Source organism: Stenotrophomonas maltophilia R551-3 (genome assembly GCF_000020665.1).
Lineage (GTDB): Bacteria > Pseudomonadota > Gammaproteobacteria > Xanthomonadales > Xanthomonadaceae > Stenotrophomonas > Stenotrophomonas maltophilia_L.
Window position 1 is genome coordinate 2605967 of sequence record NC_011071.1, and the last position, 14446, is coordinate 2620412.

General features: G+C 66.3%; 14 protein-coding genes. 13 read left to right on the forward strand and 1 reads right to left on the reverse strand.

Going from position 1 to position 14446, the window contains the following annotated elements; translation table 11 throughout:
* Positions 1-147 precede the first annotated feature (147 nt).
* Entirely contained in the window at positions 148-1128 is a 981-nt protein-coding gene (locus SMAL_RS11775) for an AraC family transcriptional regulator (RefSeq protein WP_041864538.1), read from the reverse strand.
* Between the two features lie 692 nt (positions 1129-1820).
* Here SMAL_RS11775 and SMAL_RS11780 point away from each other — a divergent pair.
* The 13 genes from SMAL_RS11780 to SMAL_RS11840 all read left to right on the forward strand — a co-directional run bounded on the left by SMAL_RS11780 (position 1821) and on the right by SMAL_RS11840 (position 14408).
* Positions 1821-2012, forward strand: coding sequence for a Flp family type IVb pilin (locus SMAL_RS11780; RefSeq protein ID WP_012511338.1), 192 nt, complete (start codon positions 1821-1823; stop codon positions 2010-2012).
* Between the two features lie 66 nt (positions 2013-2078).
* Positions 2079-2624: an A24 family peptidase gene (locus tag SMAL_RS11785; protein WP_012511339.1), complete on the forward strand. Its 546-nt coding sequence runs from the start codon at positions 2079-2081 to the stop codon at positions 2622-2624.
* Complete coding sequence (locus SMAL_RS11790) at positions 2621-3097, forward strand: TadE/TadG family type IV pilus assembly protein (protein ID WP_012511340.1); 477 nt, start codon at positions 2621-2623, stop codon at positions 3095-3097. The genes SMAL_RS11785 and SMAL_RS11790 overlap by 4 nt, the downstream gene beginning before the upstream one ends.
* A gap of 23 nt (positions 3098-3120) precedes the next feature.
* Positions 3121-4158 carry a Flp pilus assembly protein CpaB gene (cpaB, locus tag SMAL_RS11795; protein ID WP_012511341.1) on the forward strand — a complete coding sequence of 346 codons (1038 nt, stop codon included), beginning with the start codon at positions 3121-3123 and terminating at the stop codon, positions 4156-4158.
* Positions 4159-4176: 18 nt separating this feature from the next.
* On the forward strand, positions 4177-5535 hold the full coding sequence (locus tag SMAL_RS11800) for a type II and III secretion system protein family protein (RefSeq protein ID WP_012511342.1): 1359 nt from the start codon (positions 4177-4179) through the stop codon (positions 5533-5535).
* Positions 5536-5562: 27 nt separating this feature from the next.
* Positions 5563-6819, forward strand: coding sequence for a CpaE/TadZ family protein (locus SMAL_RS11805; RefSeq protein WP_041864539.1), 1257 nt, complete (start codon positions 5563-5565; stop codon positions 6817-6819).
* Positions 6804-8153, forward strand: a complete 1350-nt coding sequence (locus tag SMAL_RS11810; RefSeq protein ID WP_012511344.1) for a TadA family conjugal transfer-associated ATPase — start codon at positions 6804-6806, stop codon at positions 8151-8153. Before SMAL_RS11805 ends, SMAL_RS11810 begins: the two co-directional genes overlap by 16 nt.
* Positions 8154-8155: 2 nt before the next feature.
* On the forward strand, positions 8156-9112 hold the full coding sequence (locus SMAL_RS11815; RefSeq protein ID WP_012511345.1) for a type II secretion system F family protein: 957 nt from the start codon (positions 8156-8158) through the stop codon (positions 9110-9112).
* Positions 9113-9140: 28 nt separating this feature from the next.
* The gene (locus SMAL_RS11820; RefSeq protein ID WP_012511346.1) at positions 9141-10076 is read left to right on the forward strand and encodes a type II secretion system F family protein; all 936 of its coding nucleotides are present in this window, start codon (positions 9141-9143) and stop codon (positions 10074-10076) included.
* The gene (locus SMAL_RS11825) at positions 10076-10996 is read left to right on the forward strand and encodes a tetratricopeptide repeat protein (RefSeq protein ID WP_012511347.1); all 921 of its coding nucleotides are present in this window, start codon (positions 10076-10078) and stop codon (positions 10994-10996) included. Before SMAL_RS11820 ends, SMAL_RS11825 begins: the two co-directional genes overlap by 1 nt.
* Positions 10993-11433 (forward strand): DUF3613 domain-containing protein, encoded by a 441-nt coding sequence (locus tag SMAL_RS11830; protein ID WP_012511348.1) that lies wholly within the window; start codon positions 10993-10995, stop codon positions 11431-11433. The genes SMAL_RS11825 and SMAL_RS11830 overlap by 4 nt, the downstream gene beginning before the upstream one ends.
* 8 nt (positions 11434-11441) lie before the next feature.
* Positions 11442-13595, forward strand: a complete 2154-nt coding sequence (locus SMAL_RS11835; RefSeq protein ID WP_012511349.1) for a TadG family pilus assembly protein — start codon at positions 11442-11444, stop codon at positions 13593-13595.
* 99 nt (positions 13596-13694) lie between these two features.
* A complete protein-coding gene (locus SMAL_RS11840; RefSeq protein ID WP_012511350.1) occupies positions 13695-14408 on the forward strand; it encodes a DUF2968 domain-containing protein in 714 nt (237 codons plus the stop codon).
* The last annotated feature ends 38 nt before the right edge of the window (positions 14409-14446 follow it).

A 14446-nucleotide genomic window follows, 5' to 3' on the forward strand; every position in this document is an offset into this window, starting at 1 on the left:
TGCGCACTTCATTCCGGCACGGCAATCGCGCATTCCGGCAAATCCACGGTCGGAATCGGCAGCCGGTTATGCAGAAGCGGCAACCATATCGGCAAGCGGATATGCAATTCCGGCAGAAACGTCGGGGAAGCCCTTGTACCGCTAAGGTCAGGCCGGCTGGCCGATCTGCGCCGGCGCGCGCATCAAGGTATCGCGCGGCAATTCGCCGAAGACCTTGCGGTAATTGTCGGCGAAGCGCGACAGGTCCCACAGGCCGCAGCTGAGCGCGATGGCCTTCACCGAGCGACGGCTGGAATCGGCCATCGACAGGCTGCGGCAGGCCGCGCACAGACGCAGCATCGACAGGTAGCGGTTGGGAGAGGTGCCGAACAGGTCCTCGAAGGCGTAGCGCAGGCCGCGCTCGCTGACGCCAGCGGCATCACAGATTTCATTCATGTAGATATTGCGGCGCAGGTTGAGCCGCATGAAGTTCTCCGCACGCTGCGCGATCAGATAATGCGTCCGGCGTGCGCGACTGCATCCCGGGCGGTCTGCTGCACCGGCGCCGAGCAGCGCCTGCACGTGCCCATGCAGAAGGCGTTCGGTTTCATCCGGCTGCAGGGCGATGCCCTGCCCCAGCTGCTGGTGCAGTTGCTGGTAGTGCCCCGCCAATGGCGCAGAATCACTGGCTAGATTGAACAAGGACAGCGCCTGGCCTGCGGGCGGCGTGCTGCGCAGGCTCAGTTCGGTCAGCTTGCGCTGCACGCGCGCCACCGGTACCAGCATCAGGGTCATATGGGTGCCGGGGCTCAGCGTGAACTCACTGATACCCTCGGGCATGACGATCAACGCCATTCCTGGCGTGAGTGGCACTCCGTGACACCAGCTCAGCGTTTCATCGGTGGCGTGGATATACCCCAGCATCGCCCAGTCCGGCGGCAGCATGAAGCGCCCACGGCAATGGAAACCACAGCTGATGCTGCAGAACAGGGCCTCCTCGTGCACGCGCGAAGCGAAGGCCGCCCGTGGCCCGTTGCCATCGAGCAGAAGCAATTCGACATCACACACACGAAGCACGCCGCTCAGCGTCGCCAGGTCGATCGACCGCAGGCCGCTGTCGTCGCTGTCTCCTACCCCACCATCGACCATGACAGTGTCGTCCCCCCGTTGATCCGTCATGCGATGCGGCCCCCACTGCCTGACAGGACGCACACCGTTCCAGGAACCGCTGCCGTTGCCGGGATGGGAACGATCAATGCCGCTCAGCCACCCGGGAAAACTCCATAGCTTGAATGCGAGTATGCCCGATAATATTCGCGGGTAAACCCACGGAATGGATTGAATAAAATCGATACACAGGTGAAGGGCTTGTTGTCGTGTTTGGCACGGTTTTCGCATGCGATCACTTCAAGGGATCACATTATCTGCACGTCGATGAACGATTTTGCCGGCGAACGGATTCTCGTCACAGAAACAATCTGAAAGTTTAAGGTCCGAGTGTTTTCTGCCGAATTTGCATATAGGTTCCGGTTGCAGCGGGCCGCCATTCAGGCAAAGTCGATATCACGGTGATCCGGCCCTTCAAGAGTGGCCGCATCCAGGGGGAACGCATGAACATGCACGCATCGCACGATACTTCGACCACCGGCCCGGCGCCGTGCGGTCGCAGTCGCGCGGCCGGCGTCCTTCCTGGAAACGATCACCCTGCTTGAGCACAGCGGGCCCGTCCCGCCGTGCCTCCTCCGCCAGGATGGGCGGAGGTCCACGGACGATCCCGGCGGAGCCGGGCCACCGCCCAACGCAGGTGTCCTGTTGCAGACAGGTAGAGGGAGACAAGCATCATGAACGCATCGATCCGCAGGTTCCTGAAGGAAGAAGATGGCGTTACCGCACTCGAGTACGGCCTGCTGGCTGCTGTGATTGCGGGTGTCCTGATCGCACTGGGCAGCACGCAGATCAAGGATTTCTTCGAAACGCTCTTTGAGAATCTCACCAAGCTTGCCGACAAGGCATCGGGCACCCCGCCGGCCTGAGCCGCGTCCCAGGCTGATCAGGGACAGCAACTGCTGACCGTCCACTGACGGACAATGGAGGGTGCGATGACACTGCTGGGACTGTTGGCCATCGGCGTGTGCCTGCGGATCGCGATCAGCGACCTGTACGCCCGCCGGGTACCCAACACCTGGCTGTTGTCGGCGTGCGTGATCGCGGTTGTCCTGATCGTCGCTGGCCAGTTCAGCGCGCCGCGCCTGCCGTGGGGACCCCACGTCGCCGGCGCGGCGCTGGGCCTGGTCGCGCTGCTGCCATTCCATGCACTCCGCTGGATGGGCGCTGGCGACGTCAAGTTCTTCTCGGTGCTGGGGCTGATGTTGGGCTGGCAGGCATTGCTGCCGATCTGGATCGCGGCCAGTCTCGCTGCCGGCGCCCATGCGGCGATCGTCCTGGTATCGCGTCGGCTGGGCGCATTGTTGCCGTTCGGCCTGCAGGCCCAGGTAGACCGCGCCAGTTCGCACTGGCAATCACATCCTGCACTCCGTGACATGCAAAGCGCCCGGCAGGGACGCCACGGCATTCCCTATGCAGCCTACCTGGCGATTTCCGCCATCGGCTGGATCCTCATCAGCGCCTACGGAGGTGTGTCATGAACTCCCGCAGCCCCCGCCGGCAGCGTGGCGTCGCCAGCATCGAGTTCGCGTTGATGCTGATGTTTGGACTGTTGCCGCTGCTGATGTTCACCTTTTCCGGCGTGATGATCATGGCTGCGCAGCAGACCCTGGCCACCGCCTCGGCCGAGGGTGCGCGCGCATCGTTGCGCTATGGCAATGCCAATGAGCGCCGTACAGCGGCATGCGTCGCGGCGCGCAACTCGATGCAATGGCTGTTGAAGTTTTCAGCACAGACCGTCGACTGCAGCAATGGCGGCAGCAACGCCGTCGTGGTGTCGCCGCAGGCGCCCTGCGCGGGCTTGGCCACGGCCCAGTGCATGACCGTGACAGTCAGCTACGACTACGCCAGCCATCCCTTCCTGCCCGGCACCGCCACGCTCTACAAGTGGGTGATGCAGGCCCCCATCCGCAGCGTCGCGGTCGCCCAGCTCGACCTCGGCAGCGGCAACTGACGATCGGTACAGGAGACGGTTCCATGCTCAAGTTGACCCGCATCGCCGCCGTTGCCCTGATCGGGCTGGCCGTGCTGCTGGCCCTGGTCGCCTTCATGATCGGGCGTAAGCCGAACGCACCGGCCACAGTGGCTCCGGTCGCGCAGAGCGAGGCCCAGGCGATCACGGTGGTGGAATCGGTAGCGCGCCTGCCGGCCGGCGAACCAATCACCGCCAACGGGCTGCGCCTGGCGCAGCGCACCGCGCCGGTCGCCGGTGCCGCCACCAGCATCGCTTCCGTCGTCGGCAAGGTGCCGGTGCAGGATATCGCCGAAGGCACCGCCATCAGCAGCAGCGCACTGGCGCAGGGATTCTCGCTGCAGCTGCGCCCGGGCGAGCGCGCCCTTGCGGTGCCGGTCGATGAACTGGTCGGCGCTGGCAACCGCATCCTGCCCGGCGACTTCGTCGACGTCTTCCTCAACCTGCGCAACGCCCAGCCCAACGCCAGCGGCCCGGGCGAGGCTGCACAGACGCGCCTGCTGCTGTCCCGCCTGCGCGTGCTCAGCTATGGCCAGCAGGATATCGCCCCGGCTACCAGCGACGCTGTTGCCAGCAACGAAGGCGACAACCGCAACGACCCGCGTGCCGCCGACATCACCGGAAGCGGCAGCAGCCACACCACGAGCAGCGAAACCACCCAACCGGCACGCAGTGCGGTGCTGGCGGTCCCGGTGGCCGATGCCAATCGCCTGCTGCTGGGGGCGCAGCAGGGCAAGCTGTTCCTGGCCCTGCGCAATCCGGCTGATACCGGCCTGCCCGACCTCGCCCTGTTCCCGCAGTCACGCGGGGTGATCGATCCGTTGCGCGGCCTGGATGCGGAACAGCAGCTTGCCCTGCAGCGACCGGAGAACCATGCCTTCGCCGGTATCGACGACGATGCGCTGGCTGGCCGCGGGACCTCCCCGGCACGTGCCAACCCGCAGACGCCGGCACGTGTACCTGCGGTGCGTCACAGTGCGCCGCGCGCCCCTGGCATCGAAATCATCCGCGGGGACAGCTCTGCTCCCCGTGGTTCCCTTTGACCTGCATCGAGCGCATCCATGACCGAACGTCGCCGCAGTCCACGCCTCTCCCCCCGCCAGCGCTGGCTGGCCCTGCTGCTGGTGCTGCTGGCACCGGCAACAAGCGTGGCGGCCGACGACCTGGTGCTGCAGGCACGTGAGCAGCGGCCTTGGACGCTGCCAGCCGACCTGGAGCGGGTCGCCATCGCCGACCCCGGCGTGGCCGACATCGTGATGCTGCGTGGCCAGCGCCAAGCCCTGCTGGTCGGCAAGGCACCGGGCACCACCACGCTTCTGCTCTGGCACCGCAAGCAGGCCGAACCGCAGCGCATGCAGGTGCGGGTGCAGAGTGCCGTGCAGGGTGCGGCCGACACGGGCTCGGGCGGGCTGGTGTTCACCCAGCAGGACAACCAGGGCCTGCTGCAGGGAAGCACCGACAGCGTGCTCTCGCACATGCAGGAACAACGCACCGCGGCGATGGCGTTGGGCAAGGACGGCACGCTTGCTGACACATCGACGATCAGCAGCGGCGGCGTGGTCCAGGTCGAGGTCAAGGTGGTCGAGTTCAACAAGACCGCACTGAAGCAGATCGGCATCAGCTTCCAGAACCGCAATGGCAACTTCGCCTACGGCTTCGCCCGCCCTGGCGGCCAGTTGCCGGGCAACACCGGCATCCTTCCCGGGATGAAGGAAGGCAACTCCGGCAATGAAGCCGAGTCGCCCATTTCCTCCGCATTCCGCCTGGTGTTCGGCTCGACCAAGGGCCTGTGGAACGCCGATGTCGACCTGCTGCAGAGCAACGGCATGGCGCGTGTGTTGGCCGAACCGACACTGGTCGCGCTGTCCGGCCAGAGTGCCAGCTTCCTTGCCGGTGGCGAACTGCCGATCCTGGAACCGCAGGGGCTGGGTACCACCACCATTACCTACAAGCCATTCGGCATCGGCCTGACCGTGACGCCGACGGTACTGGCGCCGAACCGCATCGCCCTGAAAGTCGCACCGGAAGCCAGCGACCTGGACTACAGCAACGCCATCGCGCTCAACGGCGTGCAGATTCCCTCAATCACTACCCGGCGCGCAGACACCACGGTCGAGCTCGGCGACGGCGAGAGCTTCGTGATCGGTGGCCTGGTCAGCTCCAACGTGGTTTCCAGCGTCGGCAAGATTCCGCTGCTGGGTGACCTGCCGATCATCGGCTCGTTCTTCCGCAACTTCGACTACAAGCGCCAGGACAAGGAACTGGTGATCATCGTCACGCCGCGGCTGGTGAAGCCGCTGGCGCGCAACACCGAACTGCCGTTGCCCGGCGACCGCGAAGCCAAGCCGCACATGCCCGAATGGGGCGCCTGGCTGCTGGGTCCGATCAGCCAGGACCCGGTGCCCGGCTTCTCGCGCTGATTCCATGATGCCTGTGATACCACGACCATGCCCTACGCCACCGCCCAGCCGCTGCATCCACAAGGACCACCGATGAACCTGGTCCTGTACGGCATGGATCGCGAACTGCTGCCCCGGCTGGCGGCCAAACTGCCGCCGACCACGACCCTGCATTGGCAGGACAGCAGCATGCCGACCTCCGCGCAGGACCTGCAGCGCGGCCCGGAAAGCCTGGTGCTTCTCGATTTCCGTCCCGAGCACGCGGCCGCCTCCAGCGTGCTTGCACAGCAACTTCAGCAGACCGAGCCGGACCTGATGCTGGTCGCGGTCGGAGCCACCAGTGCCGGCCAGGTGGAAGGCGTGGTGATGGCGCTGCGCGTGGGCCTGCGTGACGTGCTGGACCTGGACAGCGACAACACCGGCATCGAAGCCGCACTGCGCCGCGCATTGTCGCCACGAACGGCTCCCTCGGCACAGCTGGCACACAAGGCACGCCTGATCGTGCTGCTGGGGGTGCGCGCCGGCGTCGGCACCAGCACCCTTGCAGCGCATCTGTCGGTGCTGGCGCAGCAGACCCGTGCGCTGGCCCAGGGCGAGGCACTGCAGCAGGACGGCCTGCTGCTGGAACTGGCGCAACCCTCGGGCGACCTCGCGCTGTACCTCAATCTCGACAGCCGCTTCCACTACGAGGATGCGCTGCGCAATGCCAGCCGCATCGACGCTACCCTGGCCCGCACCGCGATGGCGCGTCATGAGTCCGGGCTGGTGCTGCTGGACCGTGCAGGTGGCAGCGATGCGGTGCCGCCCTCGGACCCGGGCGCGTTGCTGCAACGGCTGCGCGGCGTGTTCGCCAGTGTTCTGTGCGATGCCGGTGGCTGCCCTTTGCGTCAGCTGCCGCCGCTGCTGCTGGACCAGGCCGACGAGATCTGGCTGGTCACCGACGCCTCGATCGCCACGCTGGTGTCACTGGACCAGGCACTGAAGCACCTCGCCGGCCAGCGTGAACGCGAGAAGCGCCTGCAGCTGGTGATCAATCGCCACGACGACAGCAGCGGCATGAGCCCCGAGCAGATCGCGCGCCGCTTCGAGGTGCCGCTGCTGGCAACGTTGCCCGAACGACCGCGCGTACGCCTGGCAGCCAGCCAAGGCCACCTGCTGCTGCAGGATGCACCGCGCGACCCCTACCTGCGTGCCCTCGCCCCGCTCGTCCCGCGACTGGATCCGGCCGCGTGCCCGGTCCAGGCGCAGGGCCTGCGGGAAAGACTCTCCCTTGCCCTGGGTGGATCGCAATGGAAGACAAGGTAACCCCGTTCCCGCATGCCGTTGCCCGTCCGGTGCTGCCCGAGAGCGCGGCGGGCCATCTGCCGTTCGCGCAGACCGAGCAGTACCAGAAGGTGCTGTCGGCCGCGCATGAGCACCTGCTCAACAGCATCGAGGACGAGCGCATCGACATCGATTCCTGGGCCCCGGACACCATCGCCCGCTGGGTGCAGGTGCAGACGGTGAGCTTCATCCAGGAGTGGCGCATCCCGATCAACGAAGAGGAAATGCAGGTGGTCGCCGATGGCCTGGTCAAGGAGCTGACCGGCTTCGGCCCGCTCGATGACCTGCTGCACGACCCGTCCATCGAAGACATCCTGATCAACGGTTTCAAGGATGTGCACGTCTCGCAGGGCGGCCAGCTCAAGCGCGCCACCCAGCGCTTCACCGACGATACCCACCTGCTGCGCATCCTGCGCCGCATCCTCGCTCCGCTGGGGCGCCGCCTGGATGATTCCAACCCGATGGTCGATGCGCGCCTGCCCAACGGCGGTCGCCTCAACGCGATCATCTCGCCGCTGGCGGTGGACGGACCGATGGTGTCCATCCGCAAGTTCCGCAAGGATCCGTTCACCCCCGATGAACTGCTGGCCAAGGGCACCTTTGATGCACCGATGCAGGCCTTGCTGAAGGCGATGGTGCTGGGCCGCTGCAACATCCTGGTGTCCGGCGGCACCAGCTCGGGCAAAACCTCGCTGCTGAACGCCCTGGCCAGCTACGTGCCGGCCAACGAACGCGTGATCACGGTGGAGGACACCGCCGAACTGTCACTCAACCATCCGCACGTGGTGCGCCTGGAAAGCCGCATCGGTGGCGCCGAGGGCCAGGGCGCGGTCAGCATCCGCGACCTGGTGCGCAACAGCCTTCGCATGCGCCCCGATCGCATCGTCGTCGGCGAGGTGCGTGGCGCCGAGGTGCTGGAAATGCTGCAGGCAATGAACACTGGCCACGACGGTTCGATGGCGACCATCCATGCCAACTCGCCGCGTGACTGCCTGTACCGCATCGAGATGCTGGCCGGCTTTGCCGGCTTCCAGGGCAGCGAGGACAGCCTGCGCCGGCAGATCGCCAGTGCGATCGACTTCATCGTGCAGATCTCGCGCCTTGGCAGCGGCCGCCGCGTGCTGGTCTCGATCACCGAGATCACCGGCGTCAGCGACAACCTGATCACCACCCAGGAAATGTTCCGCCACGAGCTGCAGATCGACGGCAACGGCAAGGAGATCGATCGCTGGATCGGGCTGGGCTTCCATCCGCACTCGCACAAGCTGGAGCCGTTCCGCCTGCAGCTGCGCGAATCGCTCTACGGAGACTTCTGAGCATGGGAACCGGCGCGCTGCTGGGCGTTTTGAGCGTCATCTCGGTGCTGCTGGCGCTGGCGGTCTGGCTGTGGGGCACAGCCAGCAGCCGCGAGCAGCGCCAGGCGTCGATGCAGCACGCCGAACAGCGCCTGGCGCGTGGCAACGCCAGTGCCGGAGCCCCTGCAGGCGCCTCGGTCGCGGCAGCCAACGACCCGCCGCGACCGGCCAGCAGCGGGCGCCGCGTGCTGCCCCTGGACGGCCTGCTGCAGCGCGCCGGCCTGCAGACGGGCTGGAAGCTTCCCATCATGCTGCTGGTGCCGGGGCTGGTGCTTTCGGTGGTGGCGATGCTGCGGCTCGGCACCGTGTGGATGTTCCCGCTGACCCTGCTGTTGTACCTGCTGGGCTGCTGGCTGTGGGTGATGCGGCGGACATCGAAGCTGCGCGCGCAGCTGCTGCATCAGTTGCCGGACTTCCTCGACAACCTGGTGCGCCTGACCGCGCTGGGCAACAGCCTGCAGGCGGCATTCCAGGTGGCATCGATGCAGACCAGCGCACCACTGCGGGGCCTGCTGGACACCACGGTGCGCTATGCGCGGAGCGGCATGGACCTGGACCGTGCACTCGCACTGGCGGCGCAACCGTATCGCATGGATGTGCTGAAGGTGCTGTCGGTAGTGATCGGGGTCAGCGTGCGCATTGGTGGCCGCTCCGACCAGATCCTGCAGCGCATGGGTGATTTCATGCGCGACCTGGAACAGGCGCAGCAGGAGCTGGCCGCGACCACATCGGAGACTCGCATGTCGGCGTGGGTGCTGGGGCTGCTGCCACCGGCCTGCGCCGTGCTGATGGCAATCTCCAGCCCCGAATTTTTCCAGCCTGTCCTGCACGATCCACTCGGCCACAAGATCCTGCTGATCGCACTGGGGCTGGAGCTGTTCGGAGCGTTCCTGCTGTATCGCCTGGCCAAATCACTATGAACCGCCGCAGCCACCCCGGAGATGCCCGATGAGCGCCAGCGCCTGGTTCGCCCTCTCCCTGCTCGTGCTGGCCGCCGGTATCGCCCTGCTCGGTATCGGCGGCTGGGTGCGCAGCCATCGCGAACACCGTACCTCGGCCACGTTGAAGACCGCCCTGCAACCGCGCGAAGAGGCGCGTGACAACGAGACCACACAACGCGATTCACTGGGCTGGCTGGAGCGATTCGGCCGCGCGCTCAGTGGCGGTCGCCTGGAAGCGGCGCTGCTGGCCAATGAGGATCGCCTGCTGCTGGACCTGGCCGGCTGGAACACGCGTCGCGGCACTGCGATCTATCTGGGCCTGCGCTTGCTGCTGGCACTGCTTGTACTGGCATTGGCACTGGCTGTCAGCGATGCCACGGGGCTGGCGAAGATCATGGTGGTGATCGGTGCGCTGGCCGCCGGCCTGCTGCTGCCCAAGTTCGTTCTATCTTCCTGGGTGAAGCGGCGCCGGCGCGCCGTCGACAAGGAGTTGCCTCTGCTGATCGACCTGCTGCGTCTGCTGCAAGGCGTGGGCTTCAGCATGGACCAGAGCCTGCAGACGCTCGGCGACAAGCTGCGTGACGCGCTGCCGGTACTCGGTGGCGAACTGCAGGAAGCCAACGTGGCCTACACCCACGGCCGCACCCGCGCACAGTCACTGCGTCGCTTGAGCGAGGTCTATGCCGACGACGACCTGAGCAGCCTGATGCAACTGATCCTGCAGGTGCATGCGCACGGCGGTGCGGTGCAGGAGCCGTTGCGGCAGTTCAGCATCCGCCTGCGCGAACAGCGCCGCAATACCTTGAAAGAAAAGGTCGGCAAGCTCTCGGTGAAGATGACCGTGGTGATGATGCTGACCCTGCTGCCAGCGCTGATGCTGGTCCTTGCCGGCCCCGCGCTGGTCGCGCTGGCCACCACCATGTCCAAGATGGGATCGCCCTGATGCCTGCCCTGCGCAACGCCTGCCTGCTGATTGCTCTCGTCGCCGTCGCCGGCGGCTGCTCATCGACCACGCCGAAGTATCTGCGTGCCCCCAGCCTGGCGGCACCAGAACCGGCACCGCAGGACAGCCGCAACGCTTACCTGGAGCTGATCGAGCGCATGCAGCAGCAAGGCGCATGGTATGCCTCGCTCGCCCACGTCGACGCCTTCCGCCAGCGCTACGGCGATCCGCCGGCGTTGCGCCTGCTGCAGGCCGATGCATTGCGCGAGACGGGACAGGCCGACGCGGCGATCGCCCTGTACCGCGAACTGTCCAGCGGTCCGCAGGCGGCTGCAGCGGCGCATGGTCTTGGCCTGATCGCCGCGCGCCGCGATGACGATGCCGGCAGCGAACAAGCGCTGGCGCAGGCCACCCAGCTGCAGCCATTGAATACCAGTTACCTGGGCGACCTTGGCTATGCACGGCTTCGCGCCGGCCGCTTCGAGCAGGCGCGCGAACCGCTGGCCAAGGCCCTGGAGCTGTCACCAGGCAACGCCAAGGCCACCGCCAACCTGGCGCTATGGGCGGTGCTTCGTGGCGATACCGCCACCGCCGAGCGTCTTGCCCAGCAGGCCAACCTCAACGAAGAAACCCGTAACAGCATCCAGCAGCAAGCCGCGCAGATCCGTGCCCGCCTGCAGCAACGTCATGCCGCTGCCGCTGCCTCTGCGGCCGCAACGGTCACGCCGCCACCCGCCCCTGCGACGGCGACGGCGACGGCGACGGCGACGGCGACGGCCAGCAGCAATACAACAGGCAGCACACGACTGGCCGCCGAACCGCGCCGCGATGCCCGGGATGCGCGCGACCCTCAGCGCCTGCCGCCCTCGATGCTGGAACGCTTCAGCGCCTCCGACCGCCCGAACGGGAACACACCATGACCGCGACACCCCTGTCCCGACGCCTGCTGTCCGTATTGACCTGCCTGCTGGTTGCGGGAGCCGTGCAAGCGCAGCAACAACCGTTGACCGGGCAGATGCTTGGCGGCGGTAGTCCGTCCGCGCCGCCAGCGCAGCCGCTGCAATCCGAGCCACTGCCTACGGTCGACCTGGCAGCGCCCGCTACACCGACGGCGGTTGTCGCCGCCGACAGCATCGCTCCAGCAACGCGCCCGGTACGCAGCCAGATCGGCGATACCGCACGCAACCTGTTCCGCCTGCAGGCATCAGGGCAGCAGGCCGGCCAGCATCTGCCGATCCTCGGCGACCAGGCCACCCTGAGCTATGCCCGCTACATCAAGAGCTTTGAACACGAGATCCCGGACTTCTTTGAAACCGATGTCGCCAAGTCCAAGGGAACATCCTCATCCGGACGCTGAGGTAGGCCATGAAACGCCCACGCCAGTTCAGTTTCAGCCGCCCGCTTGGCGGCATGTCGATCACCATGATGCTGGTCATGCTGGCATTGCTGGCGATGCTGGGTCTGATCGAAATCGGCTATCTGTTCTGGGCCAAGCGTGATGCGCAGAAGGTCGCCGACCTGGCCGCACTGGCCGGCGCGCAACGACTGGAGCTGTGCACCTCGGACAACAGCGACAACAGTGCGGCGCGGCAGAGCGCGCTGACCCAGAACAAGTTTGCGGGCAGCCTGCAGATCCGCTGCGGTAACTGGAGCGCCAGCCGTGGCACGGCGAACCGTTTCGTCACCACGATCGACGCCAGCAACCCCCGCAACGCGGTCCAGGTGGTCGCCGAGCGCAGCGTGCTGCCGTTCTTCGGGCAGAACACCAGCCTGCCGACCGTCAGCGTGCAGGCCGTTGCCCGACGCTCGGAGCCCACCGCCGTATTTGCGGTCGGCTCGCAGCTGTTGCGGACCCGGGGCGACTCACTGCTGATGTCGACCCTGCGCCTGATCGGCCTGGATGTCACCAATGCTACGGTGCTTTCCTATGACGGCCTGGCGCAGGCCAACATCACTCCATCGGGCCTGTTGAAGGCGCTCAACATCCCGGTCAGCGCCAACCTGAGCGTGGCCGACTTCAACCGGCTGCTGGCGGTCAACAAGATCTCGCTGGCGCAACTGGTTGATGCCACGGCCACCGTGGTCGGCCGCAACACCACCGTCGGCGTGCAGCTGCGTGCCCTGTCGGACCTGGTCGCCACCCGGCTGGACATCACCAAGCTCAACATTGCACTGGGCAGCGAGTCCGGCGGCGGTGGGCTGTTCGCCGAGGTCATTTCTCCAGACGGCACCGCCGGCAGCGCACTCGAGTCGAAGATCAGCGTACTCAACCTGATCAGCACGGCCATCTCCATCGCCAATGAGGGCAATGGCATCGCGGTCGAAGGCTTGAACCTGCTCGGCATCAACGTACAGGCGGGCGTGGTCGAACCACCGTCGATCGCCATCGGCGGCGTAGGCTCACGTGCCTACAACGCGCAGGTCCGGCTGATGGTGGACGTGGACAGCAACAACCTGTTTGCGCTGGGCCCCCTGCTGCAACTGCTGGGGACGCAGCTGCACCTGCCGCTGCATGTCGATGTCGCCAATGCGATGGGCACTCTGACAGGCATCCAGTGCGGCGCCAGTCCGCCAAAAGCGACCATCCAGGTCGACTCCTCGGTGCTGCGCGCCTGCGTGGGCAAGGTCGATCCTGCGCAACGCTTCTCCAAGAACAATGTCTGTGACAACACCCTGCAGAACGAACAGCTGCTGAAGCTGCTGGGCAAGCCCCTGATCACCAACAAGATCGCCCTGCCCGCCCTGACCAGCTCGCAGAACCTGACCCTGGCAGCCGGCGAGAGTGGCTCCACGCAGATCAATCCACTGGCGCTGGGCAACGCCGTTTCCGATCTGGTCAGTGAGCTGCTGCGCGTGCTGGCGGGCATGCTCAGTTCACCGCAGCAGGGCATGAGTGCGAATGACACCGCCAAGGCGCTCGCCGACCGCTACCTGCAGGCGACCTTCCCACCCAACACGCGCTACGACGTGAACAAGCTGATCCCGTTGCTGCGCGATGGCGACCCCAGCCGGCAGCTGGCCCCGCTCAACAGCTGGACCGTACCCGATGGCCTTCCCTATGCCTGTGGCCTGCTGAACCTTGCCACCTGCCACAAGGATGGCCAGGTCTGGGATGCATTCAAGGTCACCGTCACCGGCCAGGGCCTGGGCGTGCTCGATGGCCTGCTCGGCTCGCTGGTCGGCGGCCTGCTGATCAACCGCTGCGACAGCCTGCTCGGCAACCTGCTGGACTACAACGGCTGTGTTCGCAACAACCTGGCCTCGTACATCCAGACCGCGCCGGCAGGTTTCCTCGACGGCACCGGCGGCAGCGGCGTCACCAACCCCGATGGCAGCGTCAGCTGCAGCGGCCTGCTGTGCACGCTGCTGAAGCCGATCCTGGCCGCACTGCGGCCGGTGCTCAACAGCGTCGGCTCGCTGCTGACCAACCTGCTGGCCAGCGTGCTGGGGCTGGAGCTGGGCCGTACCGACGTCAACGTGCAGTCGATCCAGTGCAGCGCGGCGCAGCTGGTCTATTGACCCGTGACGGGCGCCCTTGGCGACGCCCGCGCCCATGCTAGACTCCCGGCGGGGAACCACCTTCATCTCAACCCACACTCATCCGTGGATGGTCTAGACATGCGAGAAACTTCAGGGGGCGCGGTCTTCGCCCGGCACGCGCGCAGCGCGGCAATGCTGGCCGTGGCCATGATGCTGGTCGCACCGGCGGCGATGGCTGCACGAGGGGACCGCGAAGCTGCCGCAGAGCCGGCCGCGCGTACTGCACCGGTGGTACGCAACACCGTTGACGAACTCAAGCAGCTGATGGATGCGCGCCAGCTGACCGAGCTGCGCACCACCTACAACGGCAACTACGGCGCCAGCCTGCTGTTCAATGCCAGTACCCTGACCTACTACGTCGCCCTGTTCCAGGAAAAGAACTTCTGGCGGGTGATCAAGACCGATGCCGTCGACAACGCCGAGCGTGTCTACCGCACCTTCGCACAGCAGTCCGAGCAGCTGGCACAGGTCTATATCGACACCACCCGCCTGGAAGCAGGCAAGCGCTATACCGAGCGCCTGGTGGCCTACAACGAGGAACGCCTGCGCACCCTGCAGCAGGAAATGGAACAACAGCAGGCGCAGTCGGCGCAGGTCAGCGCTGCCCTGCAGCAGGCCCAGCAGCAGGCGGTCAGCCTGAGCACCGACGTGCAGAGCACCAACAGCCAGCTGGATTCCCTGCAGCGCCGCATCCAGATCCTGCAGGCCGAACAGGGCAACCCGGAGCTGAGCCTGCCCAAGCCGGACAGCGTGCCCTCGCCTGCACCGGCTGCAGCCAGCGACGGTCGCTGAGGTCCAAGCGTCCATCAGCCCACACGACGGCGCCGCAG

Excerpts from the sequence above, each read along its gene's own strand:
- SMAL_RS11775 (WP_041864538.1), bottom strand. The coding sequence starts at position 1,128 with ATGGTCGATGGTGGGGTAGGAGACAGCGACGACAGCGGCCTGCGGTCG.
- SMAL_RS11780 (WP_012511338.1), top strand. The coding sequence starts at position 1,821 with ATGAACGCATCGATCCGCAGGTTCCTGAAGGAAGAAGATGGCGTTACC.
- SMAL_RS11785 (WP_012511339.1), top strand. The coding sequence starts at position 2,079 with ATGACACTGCTGGGACTGTTGGCCATCGGCGTGTGCCTGCGGATCGCG.
- SMAL_RS11790 (WP_012511340.1), top strand. The coding sequence starts at position 2,621 with ATGAACTCCCGCAGCCCCCGCCGGCAGCGTGGCGTCGCCAGCATCGAG.
- cpaB (WP_012511341.1), top strand. The coding sequence starts at position 3,121 with ATGCTCAAGTTGACCCGCATCGCCGCCGTTGCCCTGATCGGGCTGGCC.
- SMAL_RS11800 (WP_012511342.1), top strand. The coding sequence starts at position 4,177 with ATGACCGAACGTCGCCGCAGTCCACGCCTCTCCCCCCGCCAGCGCTGG.
- SMAL_RS11805 (WP_041864539.1), top strand. The coding sequence starts at position 5,563 with ATGCCCTACGCCACCGCCCAGCCGCTGCATCCACAAGGACCACCGATG.
- SMAL_RS11810 (WP_012511344.1), top strand. The coding sequence starts at position 6,804 with ATGGAAGACAAGGTAACCCCGTTCCCGCATGCCGTTGCCCGTCCGGTG.
- SMAL_RS11815 (WP_012511345.1), top strand. The coding sequence starts at position 8,156 with ATGGGAACCGGCGCGCTGCTGGGCGTTTTGAGCGTCATCTCGGTGCTG.
- SMAL_RS11820 (WP_012511346.1), top strand. The coding sequence starts at position 9,141 with ATGAGCGCCAGCGCCTGGTTCGCCCTCTCCCTGCTCGTGCTGGCCGCC.
- SMAL_RS11825 (WP_012511347.1), top strand. The coding sequence starts at position 10,076 with ATGCCTGCCCTGCGCAACGCCTGCCTGCTGATTGCTCTCGTCGCCGTC.
- SMAL_RS11830 (WP_012511348.1), top strand. The coding sequence starts at position 10,993 with ATGACCGCGACACCCCTGTCCCGACGCCTGCTGTCCGTATTGACCTGC.
- SMAL_RS11835 (WP_012511349.1), top strand. The coding sequence starts at position 11,442 with ATGAAACGCCCACGCCAGTTCAGTTTCAGCCGCCCGCTTGGCGGCATG.
- SMAL_RS11840 (WP_012511350.1), top strand. The coding sequence starts at position 13,695 with ATGCGAGAAACTTCAGGGGGCGCGGTCTTCGCCCGGCACGCGCGCAGC.